At 65.0% G+C, this 24,133-nt stretch carries 22 protein-coding genes and 1 pseudogene; 7 read left to right on the forward strand and 16 right to left on the reverse strand.

Going from position 1 to position 24,133, the window contains the following annotated elements:
• Window positions 1-12 precede the first annotated feature (12 nt).
• Genes TBIF_RS00680 through boxC form a run of 3 tightly spaced genes read right to left on the reverse strand, consistent with a single transcriptional unit; the run spans window position 13 to window position 4,323 of the window.
• Window positions 13-1,041 (reverse strand): NAD(P)/FAD-dependent oxidoreductase, encoded by a 1,029-nt coding sequence (locus TBIF_RS00680; protein ID WP_024792960.1) that lies wholly within the window; start codon window positions 1,039-1,041, stop codon window positions 13-15.
• Window positions 1,038-2,627, reverse strand: a complete 1,590-nt coding sequence (locus TBIF_RS00685; RefSeq protein ID WP_024792961.1) for a benzoate-CoA ligase family protein — start codon at window positions 2,625-2,627, stop codon at window positions 1,038-1,040. Before TBIF_RS00685 ends, TBIF_RS00680 begins: the two co-directional genes overlap by 4 nt.
• A 4-nt stretch (window positions 2,628-2,631) precedes the next feature.
• Window positions 2,632-4,323 carry a 2,3-epoxybenzoyl-CoA dihydrolase gene (boxC, locus tag TBIF_RS00690; RefSeq protein WP_024792962.1) on the reverse strand — a complete coding sequence of 564 codons (1,692 nt, stop codon included), beginning with the start codon at window positions 4,321-4,323 and terminating at the stop codon, window positions 2,632-2,634.
• A gap of 194 nt (window positions 4,324-4,517) precedes the next feature.
• Here boxC and TBIF_RS00695 point away from each other — a divergent pair, with 194 nt between their 5' ends.
• A complete protein-coding gene (locus TBIF_RS00695) occupies window positions 4,518-5,393 on the forward strand; it encodes a PaaX family transcriptional regulator (RefSeq protein WP_200182801.1) in 876 nt (291 codons plus the stop codon).
• 44 nt (window positions 5,394-5,437) lie between these two features.
• Here the strand turns inward: TBIF_RS00695 and TBIF_RS00700 are convergent, their stop codons facing one another.
• Window positions 5,438-6,547 (reverse strand): NDMA-dependent alcohol dehydrogenase, encoded by a 1,110-nt coding sequence (locus TBIF_RS00700; RefSeq protein WP_024792964.1) that lies wholly within the window; start codon window positions 6,545-6,547, stop codon window positions 5,438-5,440.
• A gap of 422 nt (window positions 6,548-6,969) precedes the next feature.
• On the opposite strand from TBIF_RS00700, the gene TBIF_RS00705 reads away from it, so the two are divergent.
• The 5 genes and pseudogenes from TBIF_RS00705 to TBIF_RS00725 all read left to right on the forward strand — a co-directional run bounded on the left by TBIF_RS00705 (window position 6,970) and on the right by TBIF_RS00725 (window position 10,982).
• On the forward strand, window positions 6,970-8,055 hold the full coding sequence (locus TBIF_RS00705; protein WP_024792965.1) for a Zn-dependent alcohol dehydrogenase: 1,086 nt from the start codon (window positions 6,970-6,972) through the stop codon (window positions 8,053-8,055).
• The gene (locus TBIF_RS00710; protein ID WP_158506299.1) at window positions 8,036-9,739 is read left to right on the forward strand and encodes a PHA/PHB synthase family protein; all 1,704 of its coding nucleotides are present in this window, start codon (window positions 8,036-8,038) and stop codon (window positions 9,737-9,739) included. Before TBIF_RS00705 ends, TBIF_RS00710 begins: the two co-directional genes overlap by 20 nt.
• A gap of 108 nt (window positions 9,740-9,847) precedes the next feature.
• Window positions 9,848-10,234: a helix-turn-helix domain-containing protein gene (locus tag TBIF_RS00715; RefSeq protein WP_024792967.1), complete on the forward strand. Its 387-nt coding sequence runs from the start codon at window positions 9,848-9,850 to the stop codon at window positions 10,232-10,234.
• 218 nt (window positions 10,235-10,452) lie between these two features.
• Window positions 10,453-10,794: pseudogene (locus TBIF_RS26545) on the forward strand (prevent-host-death protein).
• 2 nt (window positions 10,795-10,796) lie between these two features.
• Entirely contained in the window at window positions 10,797-10,982 is a 186-nt protein-coding gene (locus TBIF_RS00725; RefSeq protein WP_024792968.1) for a hypothetical protein, read from the forward strand.
• A 293-nt stretch (window positions 10,983-11,275) separates the two neighbouring features.
• Here TBIF_RS00725 and TBIF_RS00730 read toward each other — a convergent pair whose 3' ends face one another.
• The 4 genes from TBIF_RS00730 to boxB form a co-directional block, all read right to left on the reverse strand.
• The gene (locus TBIF_RS00730; protein WP_024792969.1) at window positions 11,276-11,548 is read right to left on the reverse strand and encodes a hypothetical protein; all 273 of its coding nucleotides are present in this window, start codon (window positions 11,546-11,548) and stop codon (window positions 11,276-11,278) included.
• An 80-nt stretch (window positions 11,549-11,628) separates the two neighbouring features.
• Window positions 11,629-12,543, reverse strand: coding sequence for an LLM class F420-dependent oxidoreductase (locus TBIF_RS00735; RefSeq protein ID WP_024792970.1), 915 nt, complete (start codon window positions 12,541-12,543; stop codon window positions 11,629-11,631).
• Window positions 12,544-12,702: 159 nt separating this feature from the next.
• Window positions 12,703-13,233, reverse strand: a complete 531-nt coding sequence (locus TBIF_RS00740; protein ID WP_024792971.1) for a GNAT family N-acetyltransferase — start codon at window positions 13,231-13,233, stop codon at window positions 12,703-12,705.
• Between the two features lie 35 nt (window positions 13,234-13,268).
• On the reverse strand, window positions 13,269-14,747 hold the full coding sequence (gene boxB / locus TBIF_RS00745; RefSeq protein WP_024792972.1) for a benzoyl-CoA 2,3-epoxidase subunit BoxB: 1,479 nt from the start codon (window positions 14,745-14,747) through the stop codon (window positions 13,269-13,271).
• 457 nt (window positions 14,748-15,204) lie between these two features.
• Here boxB and TBIF_RS25565 point away from each other — a divergent pair, with 457 nt between their 5' ends.
• A complete protein-coding gene (locus TBIF_RS25565) occupies window positions 15,205-15,519 on the forward strand; it encodes a cupin domain-containing protein (RefSeq protein WP_024792973.1) in 315 nt (104 codons plus the stop codon).
• A 107-nt stretch (window positions 15,520-15,626) separates the two neighbouring features.
• Here the strand turns inward: TBIF_RS25565 and TBIF_RS00755 are convergent, their stop codons facing one another.
• The 8 genes from TBIF_RS00755 to gyrB form a co-directional block, all read right to left on the reverse strand.
• Window positions 15,627-16,352, reverse strand: a complete 726-nt coding sequence (locus tag TBIF_RS00755; RefSeq protein WP_024792974.1) for an SDR family NAD(P)-dependent oxidoreductase — start codon at window positions 16,350-16,352, stop codon at window positions 15,627-15,629.
• Window positions 16,349-17,923 (reverse strand): phenylacetic acid degradation bifunctional protein PaaZ, encoded by a 1,575-nt coding sequence (gene paaZ, locus TBIF_RS00760; RefSeq protein WP_024792975.1) that lies wholly within the window; start codon window positions 17,921-17,923, stop codon window positions 16,349-16,351. The genes TBIF_RS00755 and paaZ overlap by 4 nt, the downstream gene beginning before the upstream one ends.
• A complete protein-coding gene (locus tag TBIF_RS22535; RefSeq protein ID WP_024792976.1) occupies window positions 17,920-18,495 on the reverse strand; it encodes a gamma carbonic anhydrase family protein in 576 nt (191 codons plus the stop codon). The genes paaZ and TBIF_RS22535 overlap by 4 nt, the downstream gene beginning before the upstream one ends.
• On the reverse strand, window positions 18,492-19,262 hold the full coding sequence (locus TBIF_RS00770) for an enoyl-CoA hydratase/isomerase family protein (RefSeq protein WP_024792977.1): 771 nt from the start codon (window positions 19,260-19,262) through the stop codon (window positions 18,492-18,494). The genes TBIF_RS22535 and TBIF_RS00770 overlap by 4 nt, the downstream gene beginning before the upstream one ends.
• Window positions 19,259-20,119, reverse strand: a complete 861-nt coding sequence (locus tag TBIF_RS00775) for a 3-hydroxyacyl-CoA dehydrogenase family protein (protein WP_024792978.1) — start codon at window positions 20,117-20,119, stop codon at window positions 19,259-19,261. Before TBIF_RS00775 ends, TBIF_RS00770 begins: the two co-directional genes overlap by 4 nt.
• Before the next feature lie 14 nt (window positions 20,120-20,133).
• Window positions 20,134-21,018, reverse strand: a complete 885-nt coding sequence (locus TBIF_RS00780; protein ID WP_024792979.1) for an amidohydrolase family protein — start codon at window positions 21,016-21,018, stop codon at window positions 20,134-20,136.
• Window positions 21,019-21,319: 301 nt separating this feature from the next.
• On the reverse strand, window positions 21,320-21,823 hold the full coding sequence (locus TBIF_RS00785) for a MaoC family dehydratase (RefSeq protein WP_024792980.1): 504 nt from the start codon (window positions 21,821-21,823) through the stop codon (window positions 21,320-21,322).
• 60 nt (window positions 21,824-21,883) lie between these two features.
• Entirely contained in the window at window positions 21,884-23,938 is a 2,055-nt protein-coding gene (gene gyrB, locus TBIF_RS00790) for a DNA topoisomerase (ATP-hydrolyzing) subunit B (RefSeq protein WP_038169315.1), read from the reverse strand.
• Between the last annotated feature and the right edge of the window lie 195 nt (window positions 23,939-24,133).

A 24,133-nucleotide genomic window follows, 5' to 3' on the forward strand; every position in this document is an offset into this window, starting at 1 on the left:
GAGTATTCCTTCCTAACCGGCCGGCTGGGCCAACGCCGGTTCTGGGGCGGGCTGCTCGTCGGTGGAGTGCCCAGGGAACAACTGCTCGTCCGGATTCATCAGTACAAAGGCGTTGTTCACGGCGGTGGCGACCTCGCCGAAACCCACCGCGATCAGCCGGACTTTGCCGTCGTACTCCGTGATATCTCCTGCCGCAAAGATACCCCTGCGGGCCGTGCGCATGGCCGAATCGACCACAATGTGCCGGTTGTCGTGCAGCTCCATGCCCCACTCTCGCAGCGGTCCGATATTGGCCATGAAGCCCAGTGCGGCCACCACGTTCTGGCAGTCCACGATCTCGGCGCCGTCCGTCCCCTTCACCGTGATGTGGGCCTTCTGCAGGGTGCTATCGCCGCGCAGCTCGCTGACCTCCGCGTCCACGATCATCCGGACCCGGGAGGCCTCGACCTGGGCGACGGTGGCCTGATGCGCGCGGAACACCTTGCGCCGGTGCACCACGGTGACGCTCGCGGCGAGGGGCTCGAGCATCAGCGCCCAGTCCAGCGCGGAGTCGCCGCCGCCCACAATCACGACGTCGGTGTCCTGATACGGGGTGGGGTCCGGCACGAAGTACTCCAGGCCGCGGCCCAGGAACTCCTCGCCGGCGGGCAGCTTGCGGGGGGTGAACGTGCCGATGCCGGCGGTCACGACGATGCCGCCGCACTCGACGACGTCGCCGGAGCTGGTCTGCACGGAAAAACGTGGCGGGCCCTCCCCCTCGATCTCCTGTACCTCCTGCGCCTCCTGGCCTAGCAGGTACACCGGATCCGCGCTGGCCGCCTGGGCCGCGAGGGCCGTCACCAACTCCCGGCCCTTCACACGGGGGTAGCCCGCGATATCGAAGATCAGCTTCTCCGGATACAGCGCGCTGACCTGCCCGCCCACCTCGGAGAGCGAGTCGATCACTGCGACCTTCATGCCGCGTACTCCCGCGTAGTACACGCCGTAGAGCCCGACGGGCCCGGCGCCGACGATCAACAGATCGACTTTATGTGTGGTCATTGCCGCTCACCCACGCCTTCCGTAACGGTGTTCGCATCGTTGGCTTCTTTCTCCACAAGTGCCTGCTTAACGCGGAAGCGCTGTAGTTTCCCAGTGGCGGTCTTGGGAAGATCGTCCACGAAATGGACCTGCCGTGGGCTCTTGAAGTGCGCGAGACCATCCCGGCACCAGGTGATCAGGTCCCTCTCGGTCACATGCTCGTGTCCGGACCGCAGCACCACAGCGGCCACCGGTTTGACCAATCCCGCCTCATCCTCCATGCCGACGACCGCGGCCTCTTGGACGGCGTCGTGGCGCAGGAGTCGGTCTTCGACCTCGCCGGGCGAGACCCAGATTCCGCCAGCCTTGAGCAGGTCACTGGAGCGGCCCAGGCACCGGTAGATTCCCTCCTCGTCGACGGAGTAGGTGTCGCCGGTGCGCATCCACTCCCCAAGAAACACGGTGCGCTGCGCCTCTGTGCGCCGCCAGTAGCCGATCGCGAGGGACTCGCCGCGAATGAACAGTTGGCCGGGCTCGCCCACTGGGGTGAGACCGTCCTCCTCGTCCCGAATCTCCATGTCATAGCCGGGCACCGGCCGGCCCGTGGTCCCGGGCCTGATGTCGCCGGGCACATTCGACAGGAAGATGTGCAGTGCCTCCGTGGATCCGATTCCGTCGAGGATCTCGAAGCCGAACCGGTCGAGCACCTTCTGCTGCAGTGCCACCGGCAGAACCTCGCCGGCCGAGATGCCCATCCGCACCGAGGCGAACGTGTCGTCCGGCAGGTCCGAGTTGACTAGGACGTTGTAGAACGTCGGCACGCCGAAGAACAGCGTCGGCTGATGGGTCTGCGTCCGGGCGGCCATGCTCTCTGCCGTGGGCTTGCCCCGCTCCAAAATGGTGGTGGCACCGGCGGCCAGCGGGAAGAACAGAGAGTTGCCAATGCCGTAGGCGAAGAACATCTTCGCCACCGACAGGCAGCGATCTGCCGAGGTGATGCCGAGCACCTGCTTGCCGTACGTCTCGAAGACGTGCCGGATATTCGCGTGCCGGTGCATCGCGCCCTTCGGCTTGCCCGTCGTCCCCGAGGTGTACAGCCACAGCGCCCAGGCGTCCGCGTTGGTGTCCGCCACCGCGAGCGGCTCTGACTCGAGCAGGCTGTTCCAGCTCCGCACGGTCACCCGGTCCGGGACCTCCAATTCGAAATCCCCGGCGACGATCAGGTTCTCCACCTCCGGCGCCGCTGACACCGCCTCCGCGGCGGCCTGGGTGAACTCCGGGGTGGCCACGACCACCCGCGCACCCGAGTCCTCAACGATCTCCGCGAGCTCGTGGCCCACATACATTGTCGAGATGGGGACTGCGACCAGGCCGGCGTGGAAGGCGGCGAGGATGGTTACCGCCAACTCCACATCGTCGCCCATCACGCACAGGACCCGGTCGTCATTGTGCAGTCCGAGCTGGCGCAATCCCGCGGCCGCGCGCGCCACCTCGTCAGACAACTCCGCATACGTCCGTGTGCGGGTGCCAATCACCGCCACCTTGTCCGCGTGCTCGCCGCGTGCCTGGCGGTGCACCAGGTACTCGGCCGCGTTGAATTGCGCCATGGTCCTAGACCCTCTTCATGTCGTAGTTGGCGCGCTCACCGGAACCGAAGCGGCCCAGAGCGCCCTCTGGTCCGGAAGCGTTGGGACGGATGAAGATCCAGTTCTGCCAGGCGGTGAGACGGCCGAAGATCTTCGTCTCCATCGTCTCCGGGCCGACGAACCGGTGGTTGGCCTCCATGCCGGTCAGCGAGTCGGGCGAGAGCGCGGCGCGCTCCTCGAGGACGATGCGCAGCTCATCCTCGAAGTCGATGTCGTCGAGCGCCATGGTGACGAGCCCGAGCCGATCTGCGTCCTGGGATGCGAGCGCGAGGCCCTTCTCCGCGCGCACCGCGGCCTGCAGATCCTCGTGGCCGTAGAACCGCGACTGCAGGCGGGTGAGATCGTTGCCCATGGGAAATGCCCCGTAGTTGGATTCCGTCACTGTGACGCTTGCGGGTGTGGCGTCCGCATCCACGTCCTCATAGACACCCTCGAGCATGTACTGGCGATCTCCGGCCAGCGCGATCTCGAAAAGGAAGCCGTCGAACGCGCTGCCCGGCTCGATTACGGCGAAGATGCTGCGGCTCGTGACGTCGAGCCGCTTGAAGGTCCGCTTGAGGTAATGGTTGACCTCGTTGATGAACCAATTCTCGCCCTGCTCACGGAGCTGCTCGTCATAGGCCAGCGCGTTGCCGTGCTCGCCCAACACGCGGAACACCCAGGTGCCGATCTCGGCCTCATTCGTGCGCAGGCGCAGGATCAGGTCATCGAGCTCCCTGGCCAGCGTGAGGGGCCAGTAGCCGGCGCCCTGCTCGATGGCCGCTGCGGCGTCAGCCGGCGGGGCGTCATTGGTGACGTTGATCGTGATGTCCGCGCGGCGCTCGTCGCGGTTGATCGCCGCATTGAGCGTGGTGTAGGAGATCTCTGTGTCAGTCTCGGTGCGATTGAGGGGGGTAAGCACAACACCGGTGCCGCTGTCCGGCCGGCTCGAGGTCTTCGCGGCGGCGGCGGCGCGGGTGGCGACAGCCTCCTGGAATACGGTGGCCTTGACCGTCTCGTCGATCAAGCCCCAGTCCACCGCTGTCTGCCCGCGCACACCCTCCGAGCGGGTCGCGAAGATGTCGGCGCGGTCCTTACGGACCATGCGCTTGTCCACTACGCGAGTCAGGCCGCCGGTGCCTGGGAGCACACCGAGCAGCGGGACCTCGGGTAGCGAGACCGCAGAGGAGCCGTCGTCGATGAGCACAATCTGGTCGCATGCGACGGCCAGTTCGTAGCCGCCGCCGGCAGCGGTGCCGTTGACGGCCGCGATGTAGGTCTGGCCGGAGTTGGCGGTGGCATCCTCGATGCCGTTGCGGGTCTCGTTGGTGAACTTACAGAAGTTCACCTTCCAGGCGTGGGGCGAGGCGGCCAGCATCCGAATGTTGGCGCCTGCGCAGAACATCCGCTCCAGCCCGCCGGTGAGCACCACCGACTTGACCTCCGGGTGCTCGAAACGCAGCCGCTGGACCGCGTCGTAGAGCTCGATATCGACGCCCAGATCATAGGAGTTCATCTTCAGCTCGTAGCCCGGAACGAGGCCGCCCTGCGGGTCGACCTCAAGGATGAGCGTTGCGACGGGACCGTCGAACTTGAGCTTCCAGTGCTTATAGCGCGAGGGCTCCGTATCGAAATTTACGACGGGCGTCTTCGTCTCGCTGTGGTCTAGAACTGTCATTGGACTGCCTCTCAGGATCATGTACCGGGGATCGTCGGCCGCTGCAACTAAGAGTTCGTTGCGATGCAGATCACTCTACACTCATATCGTGATTCGTCAATAGTTTGTAGACAATCAGCGCGCCGGAGCTACTATGGTGTGGGGCTGGTGTTACGATCGTCCAGCAGTTATACGGAGATTGGGGACGGTGCAACGTGACGGCTACAGACGCAGCGGCGGCGATGGCGGCGGCGACTACTCAGAGCCGGCGCCGCGATCTCGGCACCGCGAGCGCTCGCTCGCTCCTGCTCACGGTGCTCGGCGAATTCGTCTATCCGCGTGGGTCCCATTTTTGGACGTCGACGCTGCTCAACGCGCTGGGAACGCTCCACATCGAGGAGAAATCTGCCCGCCAGGCAATCTCGAGGGCGTCCTCTGAAGGCCTCATCGACTCCGCTCGCAGCGGCCGCAGGGTCCGCTGGAGCTTGACCCCCGCCGGCGAGGAACTCCTGCGCGGCGGCTCCGCGCGCATCTACAGCTTCCTCGCCAACGAACATGAGTGGGATGGGCAGTGGCTGTTGGTCTCGGTCGCGGTCCCGGAGTCCCAACGCAAACTCAGGCACCGGCTGCGCACCCAACTGACGTGGCTCGGCATGGGCTCCCCCTCGCCTGGCCTGTGGGTCATCCCCGCCGCGGAGAAGGCCGATGAGGTCAGCACGGTACTGGCGTCGCTCGGCCTTCGGAAAAGCGCATTCGTGTGGTCTGGGACCTGGCTCGACATCGGTGAGCGCGAGGACCTGATCGCCGCCGCCTGGGATCTCGACGCGGTGGCGGAGAAGTACGCCGAGTTCCTCCACGCCTTCGAGCCGACGGATGGCCTGCCGCCCGCCGATGCGTTCGCCGCCCAGGTGCATCTGGTGCAGGCCTGGCGCCGATTCCCCTTCCTCGACCCCGACCTGCCGGCGAGCCTCCTGCCGTCGAACTGGAACGGACAGGAAGCCGCCGACATCTTCCGCAGCTGCCATGCCACGTGGCATGAGGCCGCCCAAACAGCATGGGATCAGTGGGAGGACGAAGGGGCTCGAGGCTGAGCCCACGGAGTTCAATCGCATGATGGCTCCTCAGGCAATGATCACTAATCGAAGATGATCATCCCGCGAATCAGCTTACCGTCGCGCATGTCCTGAAATCCCTGGTTTACCTCTTCCAGCGAATATCTGGTCGTGATCAGTTCATCCAGCTTGAGCTGCCCGGCGTCATAGAGCCGTAGCAGCCGCACGATGTCGTACTGCGGGTTCGCCGAGCCGAACAGCGTGCCCTTGATGGTCTTCTCATAGAGCGTCAGAATCCCGGCGGACAGCTGGATCGTCGTCTTTCGGGCGTCGACGATGCTGGTGATGACCATCGTGCCGCCCTTGCCGATCACCTGGAATGCGGCCTTGACGACGTCCTCATCCACCACGCCAACGGTGATCAGCGCCTGGTCGGCACCCTTTCCCCAGGTCAGCTCGTCGACCTTGACCGCGGCCTCCTTCGCCGTCGCGAACGCGTGGGTGGCGCCGAACCTCATCGCCTCGTCGCGTTTGAACTGCACCGGGTCCACCACGACGACATCCTTTGCCCCGGCGTGCCGGGCGCCCTGGACCGCATTGATCCCAACGCCGCCGATGCCGTAGATAACCACCGAGTCGCCGGCGCGCACCCCGCCTGCGTAATTCGCCGTCGCCCACCCCGTGGGGACGCCGCAGCCCACTAGCGCCGCGGAGTCGAGGGGCAGCCAGTCATCGATCTTGACCACGGAGTACTCGGAGACCGTCGCCCGCTCCGAGAACACGCCGAGCATGCACATGCCGCCGATGTCCGTCTTACCGTGGTGAAAGCGGAAGGTCCCATCCGGTAGATTGCCCTGCAGAATCGTCGCTCCCATCTCGCATAGGTTCTGACGCCCCGTCGAGCAGTACCGGCAGCGCCCACAGCTGGGGATGAACGAGCACACGATGTGGTCGCCCGGCTTGACGCGCGTGACCCCGGGTCCCACCTCCTCCACGACGCCGGACCCCTCGTGTCCGCCCACAATCGGGAAGCGCGGCGTCATGTCGCCGTCGACCAGGTGGAGGTCCGAGTGGCACAGGCCGGCAGCGGCGAACTTCACCAGCACCTCGCCAGCCTTCGGGGGATCCAAGTCCAGTTCCATAATCTCGAATGGCTGATGGGGCCCGTGCAGCACAGCAGCTTTAGTCTTCATTTTGTCCTCCGGGATCTCTACACCGCGAGCTTCTAGTTGTCCTGTCTCGGCGATGCCCGATATGGACTTTTGGGCATCGCTCTCCTCGACTCGGCAGCACCCGATGGCATGTGTCAGCTATGACGGGCGTCGCTACCAAGCTCGATGTTTAACACAGTAGCACCGGCTAGCTAACACCTGTCTCAGGATTGCGAATTTCCGGCTCTTCGACGCTTCGGCGACGGGCGATTAATTGCACGTTAGTCCACTTCACCTGCATCTTTGGCTTGTTACAACCTCGATCATCAAACACTATTGATCTGCCGTTAAATGCGCTCAGACGGGTTGACACCGCCCGCAAACGCTGTTTCACTAGCTAACACCATCACCAGCATCGACACATCGATTCGCGGGAACCACGCGGGCCGAGGGACGGCGGAATCGTGAAAGCTGCAGTACTCCGAAACACACCTGGCAAAGTCACCATCGAAGATGTCTCCATCGACAAGCCCCAACAGCGTGAGGTCCTGATCCGCACTTCCGCGGCAGGCGTCTGTCACAGCGATCTGCATTACGCGGAGGGTCATTTCCCCACGCGGCTGCCCACTGTCCTCGGACACGAGTCGGCCGGCATCGTCGAGGAAGTGGGCCCCGGGGTCACCCACGTCAAGCCCGGCGATCATGTGGTCAGCTGCTTGTCCGTCTACTGCGGAACCTGCGAATATTGCCTGTCCGGCCGCCTCGTGCTGTGCCGCAAACGGGGACTGCGCAGAGGCAGGGGCGGCCCACAGCGCCTGTCCGACGGCGACGGCGGAGCCATGTGGCAGTTCCTCGACCTATCGTCGTTCGGTGAGCAAATGCTGGTTCATGAGAACGCGTTGGCCGTCGTTAATCCGGAGATGCCGCTCGATCGCGCGTCGCTGCTCGGCTGCGCGGTAACCACCGGCCTCGGTGCCGTATTCCACACTGCCGCAGTATCTCCCGGCGAATCTGTCGCGATCATCGGCTGCGGTGGCGTCGGGCTCAACGCGGTGCAAGGTGCCAGCATCGCCGGTGCCGCACGCATCATCGCCGTCGATCCCATCCCCTCCAAACGGGAGATGGCACTGCTTTTCGGCGCCACCGATGTGGTTGATCCGGCCGATGGAGACCCCGTCGCGCAGATCCAGGAACTCACCGGCGGCGGCGTCGACCACGCCATCGAGGCCATTGGTTTGAAGCCGACCACCGAGCAGGCTTTTGCCATGCTGCGGATCGGCGGCACCGCCACGATCGTCGGCATGATTCCGATGGGAGTCAAGATCGAGGTGCCCGGGATCGATTTCATGTCCGAGAAGCGGATCCAAGGCAGCCTGATGGGATCGAATCGCTTCCAGGTCGATATTCCCCGCTACGTCGACCTCTATCTCAAAGGCCGGCTGAAGCTCGACGAGCTGGTCTCAGGCACGATCCGCCTAGACCAGATCAATGACGCATTCGACCAGATTCGCCGAGGCGAGGTGGCGCGGAATGTCGTCGTATTCGACTGATGATGACCCCGCCAAGATAACAAACTGGTCGGCGCGCGACGCCGCCGCGGGAGCCTTGTCCGCGGTCGGCGGCGGCAATGTCCTCGCGCGGATGAGCGCCGTCCAGCTCATCGGCTCGGCCATTGGGGTCACTGCCCGCCGGCCCCAAAACCTCGGTCTCGCCGCAGAGTTCCTGCGCGAGTTGGGCGGCATTGCCACCGGGGTTTCCGGTATCGAAGCCGACCCAAAGGATGCTCGGTTCCAAGATCCGACCTGGCAGGGAAATCCCGCGTACCACAGGATCATGCAGGCCTATCTCGCCTGGTCAGAGCTTATGAATGAGATGGTCGACGCCCCCGACGTGCCCTGGCGCGAGAGGGCACGCGCACGCTTCGGCATGGAGCTCGTGACCTCGGCACTATCCCCGGCCAACTTCTTCCCAGGGAATCCGTCGGCCATCAAGCGCGCCTTCGAGACGGGTGGGGCGAGCGTGCTCCGCGGGACCCAGAACTTCGTCCACGACGCGCTGACCAATCACGGTGCCCCCACCCAAGTTGATCCGGAGAAGTATGTGGTGGGCCGCGATCTGGCCGCCACTCCGGGCACCATCGTTGATCACACCGCCTTGTACGAGTTGCTCCAGTACTCCCCGACCACAGAGCAGGTGCGGGAGATACCCATCGTCGTCCTCCCCCCGGTGGTGAATCGCCACTACTTCGTGGACATGGCGCCCGACATGAGCTTCGTCGAGTACCTTGTCAGCGCCGGCTTCACCGTCTTCCTCCCCGTCTGGCACAACCCCGTGCGCGGCGAGGGTGGATACACCCTGGATGACTATGTGACTGCCGTCCTCGACGTGCTGGCAACGGCGGCGGACATCTGCGTCACCAGCCAGGTCAACGTCTTCGCATCCTGCACCGCGGGGAACATCTTATTGCCCGCCGCCGCGGTCTCGGCCGATCGGAATGACGACCTGATCAAGACCATCGGGCTGGGCGTGACGATGGTCGGCTACGACGAGCCGTCCTCCGTGGGAATGCTGGCCGGGGAGAAGACCGTCGCCGACCTCCGCCGGGACGCGACGCATGGCTCAATTGTCGAGGCCCGCGACATCGAGCGCGGCTTCGGGTTCCTGAAACCAGACCAGTTGGTGTGGAGCTTCGCCCGAAGCAGGTGGCTAATGGGCGAGGAGCCTGTCGGCAACGAGGTGCTGGCGTGGAGCAGTTCTCCGACTGCCATCGCTTCCGGACTGGCCGCGGACCTGATCGAGATCTCCCTCCACGACAGCTTCCGGCACCCGGATCGACTGCATTCGCTGGGCTCACCCGTCGACCTAGGCGCTCTCAAGCAGGACAACTACGTGGTCGGTGGTCGCGGCGACCATATCTCCCCGTGGCGGTCTTGCCACGCCGCCACCGAGCTGCTGGCGGGGAACAGCCGCTTCATCCTGGGCGCAGGTGGTCACCTGCCCACGCAGGTGAGCCCGCTGAACTCGGCCAAGGCCAAGTACTTCACCAGCACCACCGACGGCGATGCCGACACCTGGCTCGCCAGCGCCACGGAGGTTCGCGGATCCTGGTGGACCGACTATTCCGATTGGCTAGGACAACGTTCCGGGGAGCTCATCTCTGCGCCCACTGAACCAGGGTCTGCGACACACCCGTCGCTGGGTCCTGCCCCCGGCGAATACGCGAAGGAGGGCTAAGCGGTCCCGACCGACAACGGGCCCCCGAACAGCCATGTCATGGCCGACAACCTCTCATGGCGGACGGTGGATGAGCACGTCGTGTCGACCTACCGCTAACCTCACATCATGTCCGAACGCTCGAACGATACACCCACCCTCGGTGAACTGATCCGTCTTCAGCGCGAGATGTCTGAACTTCCGATGCGCCAACTTGCGACGATGGTAGGCATCTCCGGCCCATATCTGTCGCAAATCGAGCGAAACCTTCGGGAGCCCAGCGACCGAGTCCTCCACTCCATCGCGGAACAGTTGCAGATATCCGCCGATACCCTGCTGTCCCAATCACGCCGCGCCACGGCCGACGGAGTCCCCGAGACCGTGGCGGCAATCCGTCGCGACAAGGATCTGTCTCCCGCCCAGCGCAAGGCCCTGGAAGAGATGTATCAAACATTCCAGGCGGTCACGATGGAAAAGAAGCGCGTCGACAGGTCGAACTCGAAGGACAGTCGGTGAGGTAGAGAGCTTCCACATCGGAGAATTGACAGACTGTAACGGTCGTTGCCACACACTGAATTTGAGTGTGTGGCAACGACCGTTTCTTCCCCTCCCCAGGTTCCGTCGGAGCGACGGCGTCAACCACGCCCGCTGTTGCCGACATCGCCTATTCGAGGGTGTCAACGGCGAGGCGGGATGAGATCACCGTCGACCGTGATCCATGTGGATGACCTGACCTGAGCAAGCACTCCGTCGAGGTCTTCGCCGAGGCCGAGGACCGCTCGCGGCTGCTGAACTTCGCCGCGCAGCTCATCACCGTCACCCTCGACGACAGCGGCTCGCTCGCCGAGCGCATGGCCTAGGCCTTACCGTGGATGCTCGCCCTGTCGCCCGTGGACCGGGAGTCCTGTGCGCAGGGCCTCGTGGACGCGGCGCGTGCCTCGTTCTCCACCGACCAGCCGCACCTGGCGCTTGCTGAGCTGACGTCCTGGAAGGAGACGGCCACGGCCGTCGCCGCAGGGCTCGGCAGCGCCGACCTCGAGTGGCTCGACGAAGATGAGACCGTGGCGCGTCCGTAGTCGTGGCGGCCGCCAAGAAGGGGTGGCGGGACCTCGTGGCGACGATCCGCAACCCGATGACGGAGACGTGGGACTTCCTCACGCGGACGCCCCTGGCCACGACGCCGACGAACTACCGGCTCAAGGGCGAGCTCGGCACGGTCTTCCTGGAGCCGGTCCACACCATCCACCCGAACGAGACCAAGTAGCCGGGGCATCCCGTGCGTCCACATCGCCGCTATCGCGGTAGATTGCGACGTATTCGTTCCACAGCAGTAGCAGTGTCCCCGACGGGCTGGCCGGCTCACGGTGCACGTACTCGAAATCTGATGTGGCCCAGTCTGGGCATGGCGCTCACGCGCACGACAGGCGAACCCCAGCAGCACGAACAGTCCGTGAGATCGTGTCGCCGAGATGGGAGATCACGCAAACGCTCGGTTGGGATATCCCAACCGAGCGTTTGCGTGATCTCCTGGCAGCCAGCTAATAGCTGCGGCAGTCTCTACTTGAGGTAGGTGCGAGCGGTTCCCGTCACGGTGTCGGTAAGCGTCTTGACCAGCTTCTGGTTCGACTCCGCCACATCGGTGAACCATGCGACGTTGGTCGACTTGGCCAGCTCCCCCTGGAGCTCGAGGACGTTGTCGACGGCCTTGTCGAACACGTCCACCGACAGGGTGGCGGACTGCTTGGCGTAGCCGCTAAACTTCTCGGTGAAGACATCGAAGCCCTCGATCGCGTCGATCATGTCCTGGCCCAGCTTGGTGTTGGTCGTCATTTCTGTTCTCCTTGTGTGTCGGTGTCGAAGTGCTGTTAGCAGGTTAGCACGATTCTAGCTAACAGTGAGGGTGAGGCTCGTCACCAGCTCTGGAGGTCGGGGAGCACGGCCTGGACGAACAGGTCCACAATCTCCTTGCGTCGCTCATCCTCACCGACCGGCGAGAACACCACCGTCTCAGCGCCCGCGTCCCGGTACTCCGCGAGCCGGGCAAGAACCTGATCCGGGTTGCCGTGCAGAAGGTATCGATCGGCAATCCGCTCGAAGTCCTGCTGATAAGTTCCACCGACACCCTCCACCACCTCGCGCCTCGACTCCGCCGCATCCTCACCGACTCCGCCCCAGCAGAAGATGGCCCCGCGGACCGCAGCCGGGTCTCTACCGGCCTTCTCCGCCTCCGTGCGGACCTGGGCGAGCGAGTCTGCCAATTGCTCAGGGCTGTACATGTAGGGCAGCCACACGTCGGCATGGCGTCCTGCCCGCGTGATCGCCGCAGGCCGGCGCCCGCCCAGCCAGACGGGTGGGCCGCCCTGCTGCACAGGCTGCGGCTCTAGGGCCAGTCCGGGTATGCGGGCGAAGTCACCGTCGAAGTCCACCTGCTTGCCCGTCCACAGCTCACGCAGGACGGCCAGCGACTCGTCCATGCGCTTGCCCCGCGTGCGAACGTCGACGCCTGCCGCGGTGAATTCCGCCGGGAACTCCCCGCCCACCCCCACCCCGAAGTCGAACCGGCCACCTGAGACCTGGTCGAGCGTGGTGGCGAGTTTGGCTGCGAGCGCCGCGGGGTACAGGGGCAAGATCACCACCGAGGACAGCAGCCGCACACGGCTGGTGGCGCCAGCCGCGGCCGCCATTGTGATGAATGAGTTCGGGGTGGCACCGTGGAAGAAGAGATGCTCACCCCACGACACCCCGTCGAACCCGGCATCTTCCGCGTGGCGGGCATCTGCCGCGACCGATTGCTGATCAGGGCCCAGGCTGATGTAGACCTGCATCTCACGTCTCCTTACTACCGGTTGCCACATCCCGGGCCGGCTCGCCGCAGCGCTGCCAGCCCTGTCAGGGCGCCATTAGGACGCCTGTGTGCCCCATCAGCGTTCGCCGATAGGGCACACAGGTCATTGCTTATTCACCAACCGCGATGGAATCGCGAGTCAGTACTTTTGATCCTCGGGATCGACGTACCCGCCCTCCGACTCTCGACCTGGCGCCATATCGACGGCGGAATCAAAAGTCGGGCTAGGCCCTCGAGGTGGCTCGGATGCGTCGCGCCCCACCCTCTTCCGGAGCGATTCGTCCGCTGCACTGCCCCGAAAACCGTGGGAGTCGAGCCAGTTGTGCAGTTCAGCCTTGTTGGGGTGCCCCGCATGGATCGTGTTGTACACGTAGTTGACTCCCCGGGAACTGGCTTCACGCTCAAGGTTGTCAAGCGTGAAGCTGCCAACGCCCTTGCCCTGCGTGTCGGGGTCGGTGGCGAGGAGTATCTCCGCGTCACCCCAGGAGTTGTCGAGCCAGCCGTACCCGACGACGCTGCCGCCATCGGTGACAGACCACCACTCCCCGGGGAGCCCTTGCCCGTCCTTGTAGTTCAGATCGAATGCTCCCGCGGGGGCGCCTCCGATCACTCGGCGCTTATCCGCGTCCCACACGGGATCGGATTCCTTGTTCCACGTGAAACCAACCATTGCCTTACACCCCTGCTCGTTACGGGGCCGGCCGCTTAGGCCAGGCCCTCTTCGGCCAGACGGACGTAGTCGAACTCCACCGGCTGGTCGTTGATCCCCGTCTGGGGCGGGGCGATCCAGCCAGCGAACTTGCCCAGCTCATACTCCGGCACCATCAGCGCCGCCACCTTCGCGCGCGTCTCCTCCGACGGCAGCCACTTATCGGCCCGCGCGTTCCACTCGTCCGCGCTGAGGATCTCGCCCTCCGGGCTCACATGGTGTGCGGAGTAGTTGCCAACCCTGCGGTTGAACGCCTCATGCGGCAAGCTCAGCCGCTGCTCTAGGCCGGCATCCTCGAGCGCCTGGTTCCAGCGCCGCACGCCATTCTCGCAGTCGGCAACGTACTCATCGCGCAGATCCAGGTTCAAGGCCGTCAGATAGGGCACCGGCTCCTCGACGAACTTGCCGTCCCTGATCGTGCGGATGGTGTACTCCGCCTCCTTGAGCTCATGGTCGTCCTTGCGGCGAGTCTCCTGCCAGCGGCCCTTGAGCCCGCCGGTGTAGTACGCGGCCACGTTGGTGGACTGCTCGGAGCCGAACAGGTCCATGGACACGGAGTACTGGAAGTTGAGGTACTGCTGGATCACCTCGAGCGGGATGCCGCCGTGCTCAAAGACATCGTCGGTGCCATGCTCGTTCATCAGCTCCGCGGTGCGCTCGACAACGCGCTGCACGCCGGTGGTGCCCACGAACATGTGGTGCGCCTCCTCCTTGAGCATGAACTCGCAGGTGCGGGCAAGTGGATCGAACGCCGACTCCTTGAGCGTGCCCAGCTGGTATTTGCCGTCGCGGTCCGTGAAGTAGGTGAACATGAAGAACTGGAGCCAGTCGGTGGTCTCCTCATTGAACGCGCCAAGGATGCGAGGCGCGTCGATGTCACCGGAGTTACGCTTGAGCAGCTGCTCGGCCTCCTCACGGCCTTCGCGGCCGAAGTAGGCGTGGAGCAGGTAGACCATCGCCCACAGGTGCCGGCCTTCCTCCACATTGACCTGGAAGAGGTTGCGCAGGTCGTAGATGCTGGGCGCGGTCCCGCCCAGCACACGCTGCTGCTCGACCGATGCAGGCTCGGTGTCGCCCTGCACGGTGATCAGGCGCATCAGCTCTGAGCGATACTCGCCCGGGACTTCCTGCCACGCGGGCTCGCCCTTGTGCTTGCCGAAGTTCACGACACGGTCCGGATCGGCCTCGGCCAGGAAGATGCCCCAGCGGTACTGCTCCATCGGCACGTGGTCGAAGTGCGCCCAGCCGTCACGGCCGACCGCGATCGCGGTGCGCAGATACACGTCCTGGGTGGGGAGCTGTGGGCCCAGGTCCCGCCACCACTCGAGGAACTTCGGCTGCCAGCCCTCCAGTGCGCGCTGCAGCCGCCGGTCGCTCGCCAGATCGACATTGTTGGGAATGCGCTCGCTGTAATCGATTGTGCTGACTGGGCCGGTCGGCTTCGGTGCCGCGCCCATTCGATCCTGTACTGACATCGTGATCTCCTCGTCGTCTGCGCCGCCATGTGTGCCGTCTTACTGGACCGGCCATGATTGTTATTCTACAGATCTTTGGTGACACGTCTAGTCTTTTGTAGACTATCAAGTCATAATGCCAGTTCAAGGCCGAATAATCACGGGCACTGGGCGTCTCAATCTGGCATCAGGGGTAGGAATCACCCCGAATTCCGGGCTCGCGAATCATGGCGACACGATCACTTCCGGCCTCCCGGCACGAGGCGAACCCCGACGCGGCGGTGGATGCGGAGGGTGCCGGCAGCGGCTCGATGCACGCCCCAAACATTTGATCAGCCATCACAAAATCCCATCGCGTGTGCTCCATCTCAGCGTAGGTCGACCATTCCGACCATGTGCTGGTATCTCAAAATCGACCGTGCCAACCCCCAAATCGGGCTATTGTGACGAGACTCACAAGATAGCGAAGGGGGCTGAGATGGCCGCACCGATTCGGCTGGACGAGGTCGACTGGATCATTGTGGGCAGTGGTGTGTATCTCGCACCGCTGCACGAGATCAAGGACGGCGCGGGCACCGCATTCCTACGTTTTGATGCCGGGGGCGTCAGCCACAAACACAGGCATCCATCCAGCGAAGAGCTCTACGTCATCTCTGGTCGGCTCAAGATCGGCGAGCTGATTCTGGAAGCTGGCGACTTCTTGCGCACCGCTGAGGGCGAGGTCCATGAGATCCGTGCGCTGGCGGATTCGGTAACCCTGATCAGCCTCACCGAACCATTGGAATTTCTCTAGCCGGCCGCAGCGCTCGTTAGACTGCGGCCAGAAACGACCGACACCTCCGGGGTACGTGGACCACGGAGGTGTCGGTGCGGGTCTAGCTCAGTTCAGAAGAGCCTGATTCACCACAACCCGCCGGTGGCGTCTAGAACTGTGCCGGTCACCCAGCGAGCCTTCTCCGAGGCCAGCCAATCCACGGCCTCCGCGATATCCTCCGGCGTGCCAAGCCTGCGCAGGGCAGGTGCCGCCGACATCGCCTCGACGGCCTTCTCTGCAGTGCTCGTCCGCAGCCGCTCAGTGTCGGTGGCACCTGGTCGCACCACATTCACCGTGATGCCGCGCCTACCCAACTCCTTTGCAGTAGAGCGCGACGCCGCCTCCAAACCGGCTTTCATCGCGGCGTAGGAGGCCTGACGGCCCGGCGCCATATAGGCCGCCGCACTGGAAATCATCACAATGCGGCCGTTGTCAGCGACTCTATTTGCCGCGGCCGCGAGAGTGAGGAGCCCAGAGCGAAGATTCGTCTGATAGTCCGCGTCGATGGACTCTTCGGTGAGGTCCGAGACCCGGGTGTAATCCCACGCCCCCGCGCAGTGCACCACCGTGCGCAGCGGACCCAGCTCCTCCGCCGCGTGGAAAGCCTGGTCCACACCTGCGGCGGTCCGCACATCCGAGCCGACGGCGAGCGCGGAACCGCCGGCGTCTTGAATCTCCTGGACCACCGCGCGGGCCCGGTCCTGCCGGTCACGATAGCCGACGGCCACCGCATGCGAGGCCGCCAGTTTGCGGGACACGGCGGCGCCAATCCCGCCGCCGCCGCCGATCACGAGTGCGCTGTTGATAGTCATGCTCCCTCTTCTCCGCCGCCGAGCCTCGCCAGAAAATCTGGGCTGCCCTGCACAGCAGTACGCTGCAGATGGTGCTGGACGCTGCGCAGGCCAGCGAGCTCCTCGCCGCCGCCCGCGCGGCCTGGGCCGCCATGAACGGCGTGCGGCATCGCAGAGCCGTGGCCGCTGTTCTCCGCCGCGTTGTCGGCGTTGACCACCAGCAACCGGCCGTGCCACGGCGCGGATCCCAGCACCGCGCGCGTAGCGAAGTCATCGTCTCCGGTGACAATCGACGTCACCAGGCTGCCCTGCCCGCGCGCCACGTAGTCCAGCGCTTGCTCGATGCCCTCGTAGGGCAGCAGCGTGCTCACCGGGCCGAAGGCCTCCACCGCGTGCACCTCCTCGCGGTCTGGGTCGTCCGCGCGCAGCAGCACCGGCGAGATGAACGCGCCCGCCTCAAAATCGGCGTCGACGCCGAAGTTCTCTGGGACGGTCTGGGGATCGCCGAAGACGGGCCGCGCCGCGCTCATGAGCGTGGCGACTGCGGCCCGCACGTCCGTACGCTGGCGCTGGCTGGCCAGCGCGCCCATCCGCGTGGACTCGTCCGCCGGGTTTCCCACCGTGATCTTCGCCAACTGAGCAACGACGGCGTCCTGGACGGCATCCATCAGCCCGGCCGGAACAAACGCGCGGCGGATCGCGGTGCACTTCTGGCCCGCTTTTTGGGTCATCTCGGTGACGAGGCCCTTGACGAAAATGTCGAACTCGGGATCGCCAGCCTTGACGTCCTCAGCCAGGATGCTGGAATTTAGCGAATCCGCCTCCGCGGTGAACCGCACCGAGTTGGACGCAATGACAGGGTGGCGGCGCAGTGCGGCCGCCGTGTCCCGGGAACCGGTCACGGAAAGTGAGTCCTGACCCGTCAACTGGTCCAGCAGACCGTCGGGCCGCCCGCACACCAGCTGCAACGCACCCTCGGGCAGGATCTGCGAGTCGATGATCGCCCGCACCACCATCTCCGTCAGGTACGCCGTCTGGCTGGCCGGCTTGACCACGCTGGGCGCGCCCGCCAGCAGCGCGGGCGCCAGCTTCTCCAGCATCCCCCAAACCGGGAAGTTGAAGGCGTTGATCTGCACCGCGGCGCCGAGCCGCGGAACGCTGATGTGCTGGAGGCCGAAGGTACCGCCCTTGCCCAGCTGCTCATACTCCCCGTCGAGGAGGATCTTGCCGGCGGGCAGCTCTTTGGCGCCCTTGCCGCCGTAGACGAACAGGGTGCCGATGCCACCGTCGATGTCGACGGTCGCGTCCCGGCGGGTGGCGCCGGTGCGCAGCGAGAGCTCGGTGAAGTCCGGGATCAGCCCGGACAGGTGCTTGGCGAGCGCCGTGAGCAGCCCGGCCCGCTCCTGGAAATTGAGTTCACGCAGAGCTGGGCCGCCGATATTGCGGGCGTGGCCGAGCACAGCAGCGTAATCAACGGGCTTGGTGGAGATGCGAGCGACGGGGGCGCCGGTGGCCGCGTCGAGAAGTGTGGTGCCCTCGTCCCGAGGCGCCTGCCACACTCCCCCGATGTAGCTGCTGAGTATCTGCGTCATTGTGGACTCCTTGCTGTGGGATTACCGGAGGAGCTCTCCGTCAGGCACTGCTCGAGCGACACCGCGCTCAGCTCCGCCCTATAGCGGCGGCGTGCCGAGAGGTACTCGCCTACGCCGTAGTCAATCCATGATGCGTTGTCGATGGGCCCGCTCACCCGCACTGGCACCCCGATTGCCTTGCTGTGCGCCGGGATCTCGAAGCCCTCGGGCACCAGCCCCTGCGCGCCGACAATCGAGCCGCGGCGCACGATCGCCCGATTGAGCGTCACCGAACCGGAGCCGATGAGGCAGCGATCCTCCACCGTGCAGCCCTCTAGGTGTGCGTTGTGCCCCACCACGCACTCATCGCCGATTACGGTGGGCCACTCCTCCGTGGTGTGCAGGACGGTGCCGTCCTGGATGGAGGTGCGAGCGCCGATGCGAATCTCACCAAAGTCCGCCCGCAACACCGCATTCGGCCATACAGAGCTATCTGCTCCGATGGTCACCGAGCCGATGAGCACCGCGTCGGGGTGGATAAACGCGCTGGGGTGGATCCGCGGCCGCTGCCCCTGGAGCTCGTAGATAGTCATGGCCGAGGATTCTTCGGCTGGGACTTCTTCACGAGGAAGTCCGTCATTCGGGAGATCTTCTCCTCGTCCTCGAAGAGCAGCGCTTGGATGGCGAGGTCGAGCTGCGGGTGCGCGGACTCGGCGGCGTCGACGGCCAGCTTGGTCATCCGCATCGCGATCGCCGAGTTGCGCCCCATCTTCGCGGCGAGCGCGCGGGCCGCGTCGAGCAACTCCGCGGGCTCCACCACGGAGTGCGCCAGGCCCAGGGCCAACGCGCGATCCGCCTTCACCCAATCGCCGGCCAGGAGGATCTGCTTCGCCACGGACTCCCCGAGCAGGCGCACGAGCCGGAAGGTGGCGCCGGCGCCGGCGATGATGCCAAGTCCCGGCTCCGGCTGGCCGAACACGGTGCGGGGGGTGATGATGCGCAGATCGCACGCGTACGAGAGCTCGGCGCCCCCGCCCAAGGCGTAGCCGTCGATGGCGGCAATCGTCGGCATCGGCAGCGCCCTGATGCGGTTGAACAGGTTCAAGTTGATGCCGGCTAGGGCGTCGTCGCGACGCCTGTCCCGCAGCTCGCCGATGTCCGCGCCGCCCGCGAAGACCCCGTCCGCGCCGCCGGTGAGGATCATCAGCTGCGGTGCCCGCTCCAGCTCTGCGCACAGGGCGTGCAGGTCGCCGATCATCTCGGCGTCGATCGCATTCTTCGCCGCCGGCCGATCCAGGGTCACGAGCACATGGCCCTCCCCCTGTTCGACGCGCAGGGTGTTCGGCTTCGGGATGCTCACTTCCCGCTCCAATCGAAGAAGCCCTGGCCGCTCTTCTTGCCGATGTCACCGCGCTCGACCATGTCGATCATCAGCTGCGGCGGCGTGAAGCGGGGTCCGAGGCTCTCGGAGAGCCCCCGGGCGATGTGCAGCCGCACGTCCAGGCCCACCAGGTCGGTCAGCCGCAGCGGTCCCATCGGGTGCCGATACCCGAGCACCATTGCCCGATCGATGTCCTCCGGCGAGGCGACGCCATCCTCGACCATGCGGATCGCCTCCAGGCCGAGAGCGACGCCCAGCCGACTCGTGGCGAACCCCGGGATGTCGTTGACCAGGATCGTGTCCTTGCCGATGAACTCGCCGATCCGCTGGGTCAGCGCCACTGTGGCGTCTGAGGTGTTCGCGCCGCGGATCAGCTCGAGGAGCGGCATCGTCCACACGGGGTTGAAGAAGTGCATGCCGATGAAGGTCTCAGGACGCGCCAGCACCGTCGCCAAGGAGGCGATGCCGAGCGCGCTTGTGTTGGTGCCCAACAGCTTCGGCTCGCGCTCCTCGATCGCGCGCAGCACCGAGTGCTTGAGCTCCAGGATCTCCGGTACCGCCTCGACCACCAGGTCCAGCCCCGTCGCGAGGTCCGAGACGGACTCCGCGGTGTCCACGGTGTCGCTGACATGGCTGGCCCGATCGCTCTCGAGGCGCCCCTGCTCCTCCATGCGCTCGGCCCGACCGACAATGGCGCCGCGGGCTGCGGCGCGGCGGTCCGCGTCGGGCTCGACAAGCGTCACGTCGCAGCCCGCCGCGGCGAAGACATACGCAATGCCGATACCCATGGTGCCGGCGCCGACGACGCCAACCGAGGTCACTGGGGCTGTGCTCATGGATGCTGTCCTTCTCATTTGGGTTTCAGGGGAGGGCTGGGGCAGAGGCCGAGACGGGGGAATACCGTGGTGGCGTTCCCGGCGAGGACGCCGCTGAGCGTGTCCTCCGACCAGCCGAGCGCGGCTAGGGCCGCCACGTTGCTCCGGGTGCCGGGCACGCCGGGCCAGTCGGTCCCGAAGATCATTTTCTCCGCGAGACGGGGCAGATTGAACGCCCGGTAGTACTCCGGGAGCTTCTTGGGGGGCAGTCCGGCCAGGTCCAGCCATACGTTCTTCTTGCTCTGCGCCATGAACGCCGCCGCGTCATACCACCAGCCCCGGCCGCCATGGGCGAACACGAAGTTCAGATCGGTGAAGTAGTCGATGGCATCCAACAGCAGTTCCGGGTTGCCGAATCTGGTGCGTGAGCCGGGGAAGCTCGACGTGCCGGAGTGGAAGATCACGGGCAACCCGAGTTCCGCGCAGCGGGCATAAACGGGGTAAAGCTCCTTGTCGCCGGGATCGAAGGCGCCGTGCACCGGATGCAGCTTCAGTGCCACGGCACCGTGCTCGAGCTGTCGGCCCAGCTCCTCGAGCAGGGGAAAGTGCAGGTGCGGATTGATATTTGCCACCAGGTGGAAGCGACCCGGGTTGTACTCCAGGATCGGCAGCAGGTGTTCGAACGGTTGGATGCCCGTCGCACGCGGGCTGTACTCGCAGAACAACAGGGCGTGGTCCACTCCCTGTCCAGCAAGCAGCGCATCGAAGCGCGTCGGGTCCACCCGACCGTCCTCGTCGTACGCGGAGCGCCAGGACTCCACACCGGAGAACGTGTCAGCCCATTCCAGCCAGGCGGGCTTGAGCGTGTCCAGACGCGGCGCGTGCACATGCGCGTCAACCACCAATCGACCGTCGATCACCTAGACCCACCTTTTTTCGCCTCGGATTAGAGCAACCTCTCCACTAGCAATGACTCTACAGCAGTGTTGAGTGTCGCGACAGCTTTGTAGAGTGTCAATGCGCCGGACTTTTGCTCGGGAACTCCCCGCCGCCCGCACGACCCGGCTCATGTTCCCACCTGATGTCACAGTGACGTTTCGACCCGCCATGTCCGGTAGTTCCGAATCGCGCCGAAATATCGATCCGTGACGAATGGGGCGTCTGGCCGCTGCGCAGCGAAGGTGAATGTTCCACGTGAAACATTCACACCGCGCGCAGCCCCTACTCGGGGCGGATGGCGATCATGTTCATCGCGCGGAGCGAGAGCACCTTCGTGTGACCTGAATTGAACATCTCGCCGGTAGTCGTGACGATCCCCCGATCCGGCTTCGAGTTCGAGAGCCTCTTGCCCTCCACCGTGATCCGCACCCACAGTCGATCGCCTGGCCGCACTGGCGCAGTCCAGCGCAACTCGTCGATGCCGGGTGAGGCGAGAGACCCGACAGCCGTCAGATAGTGGTCCACGAAGATGCGCATGAAGATCGACGCGGTCTGCCAGCCGGACGCGATCAGCCCCTTGAACGGCCCATCCTCTGCCGTGCCGGGATTGGTGTGGATCGACTGCGGATCATAGATGTTCGCATAGTGCACGATTTGCGCTTCCGTCACCTCCACGTGGCCGTACTCGTAGACGGCACCCACGCGGTAGTCCTCGAACCAGCGATCATCGATAGGGCAATCGAAGTTTTCCGTCCCAATGCGAACGGTGCTCAGGTCATAGTCCATATGGAAAGACTATGCACCCAAGCACCGTTGCGCTGGAGGATCAGTTACACGCCCAAGCGATTACACGTCCAAGAATCGGACGTCGCGGGCATTGCGGGTGATGAAGCTGCGGCGCGCCTCCACGTCCTCGCCCATCAGCGTGCTGAACAGCTCGTCGGCCGAGGCCGCGTCATCCAGCGTGACCTGGCGCAGGATGCGGACGGACGGATCCATCGTGGTCTCCCACAGCTCGCGGGCGTCCATCTCGCCGAGGCCCTTGTAGCGCTGAATACCATCGTCCTTGTTGATCTTGCGGCCGGCGGCCAAACCCGCCTCCATCAGCACATCGCGCTCACGGTCCGAGTACGCGAACTCGGGCTCGATCCGCTGCCACTTGAGCTTGTACAGCGGCGGCTGCGCCAGGTAGACGTGACCGGCCTCGATCAGCGGGCGCATGAAGCGGAACAGCAGCGTGAGCAGCAGGGTCGAGATGTGCTGGCCGTCGACGTCGGCATCCGCCATCAGCACGATCTTGTGGTAGCGGAGCTTCGCGATGTCGAACTCATCGTGGATGCCTGTGCCCAGCGCGGTGATGATGGCCTGGACTTCCGTGTTCTTCAGCACGCGGTCGATGCGGGCCTTCTCGACGTTGATGATCTTGCCGCGCAGCGGGAGGATAGCCTGGAACATCGAGTCGCGACCCGACTTCGCGGAACCGCCGGCGGAGTCGCCCTCCACGATGTACACCTCACACTTGGAGGGGTCGTTGGAGCGGCAGTCGGCCAGCTTGCCGGGCAGCCCGCCGAGGTCCGTCGCGGACTTGCGGCGCACCAGCTCGCGGGCCTTGCGGGCAGCCATGCGGGCCTGCGCGGAGGAGACGGCCTTCGTGACGATGACCTTCGCCTCGGCCGGGTTCGCCTCAAACCAGTAGTCGATGTGCTCGTTGCACGCCCTCTGCACGAACGACTTGACCTCGGTGTTGCCCAGCTTGGTCTTGGTCTGCCCCTCGAACTGCGGCTCGACAACCTTCACGGAGACCACGGCCGCCAGACCCTCGCGGATATCGTCGCCCGTGAGGTTCGGGTCCTTGTCCTTGAGGAGCTTCTTCTCTTTCGCGTACTTGTTGACCGTGGTGGTCAGCGCGGAACGGAAGCCCTCCTCGTGGGTGCCGCCCTCCGCCGTGTTGATCGTGTTCGCGAACGTGTGCACGGACTCGGAGTACCCGGCGTTCCACTGCATCGCGACCTCGACCTCGTGGCCGGTGCCCTTGGCATTGAATCCGATGATCGTGGTGTGGATGGCCTGTTTGGTGCGGTTGATGTGCTTCACGTAGTCCACCAGCCCGCCCGGGTAGTGGTAGGTGCGCTGCTTGACGCGGGGCTTGGCGGCCTTGGTCTCCTCCGCCTGCTCCTCCGCGGACTTCGGCGCCTCGGCGACGTCGCCGACGACCTCGTCGGTGATCTCGTCCGCTGTCACGCGCTCGTCGGTGAGGGTGATCGTCAGGCCCTTGTTGAGGAAGGCCATCTCCTGCAGGCGCCGCGACACGGTTTCGAAGTCGTACGTGGTGGTCTCAAAGATCGTCGGGTCCGCCCAGAAGCGGACCGTCGTACCCGTTGCAGAGGTGGGCCCGTCCTGCTCCAGCGGCTCGGGCACCGCGTTGTTGAAGTTCTGCTTCCAGTTGTAGCCATCGCGGGCGATGTCGACCTCGACCTTGGTCGAGAGCGCGTTAACTACGGAGATGCCGACGCCGTGCAGTCCGCCGGAGACCGCGTACGACTCGGAGTCGAACTTGCCGCCGGCGTGCAACTGCGTCATGACAACCTGGACAGTCGGCGCACCGCTCTCGTGCATCTCGACGGGGATGCCGCGGCCGTCATCGCTGACCTGGACCGCGCCGTCATCGAGCAGGCTGACGTGCACTGCGCTGGCGTAACCCGCCATCGCCTCGTCGATCGAGTTGTCCACGACCTCCCACACCAGGTGGTGCAGGCCGCGCTCGCCGGTGGAGCCGATGTACATGCCGGGACGCAGACGCACTGCCTCGAGGCCCTCGAGAATCGTGATCGAGGAAGCGCCATAACCGCTGCTAGAGCCGTTAGAGCTCGTTGCGGACTGATCTTTGTCTTTGGCAACCACGGGTAGGTAGCACTCCTTCTCGATCAAGGCACACACATGGATCCACCACCCGGGAGCGGACTCCATAGTGCGGGCGGTGGAGAGGCGATGCGATAGTTCCTGGCCAGTCTACTGCCATGCCCGGGTCACGGTGCCACTAAGACCGTCCTGACACGCCCACAGCCGCCTCAAAGGCTCGCGGGTAGAGAAGCGAGG

This window comes from Tomitella biformata AHU 1821 (assembly GCF_000524475.1).
Classification (GTDB): Bacteria; Actinomycetota; Actinomycetes; order Mycobacteriales; family Mycobacteriaceae; genus Tomitella; species Tomitella biformata.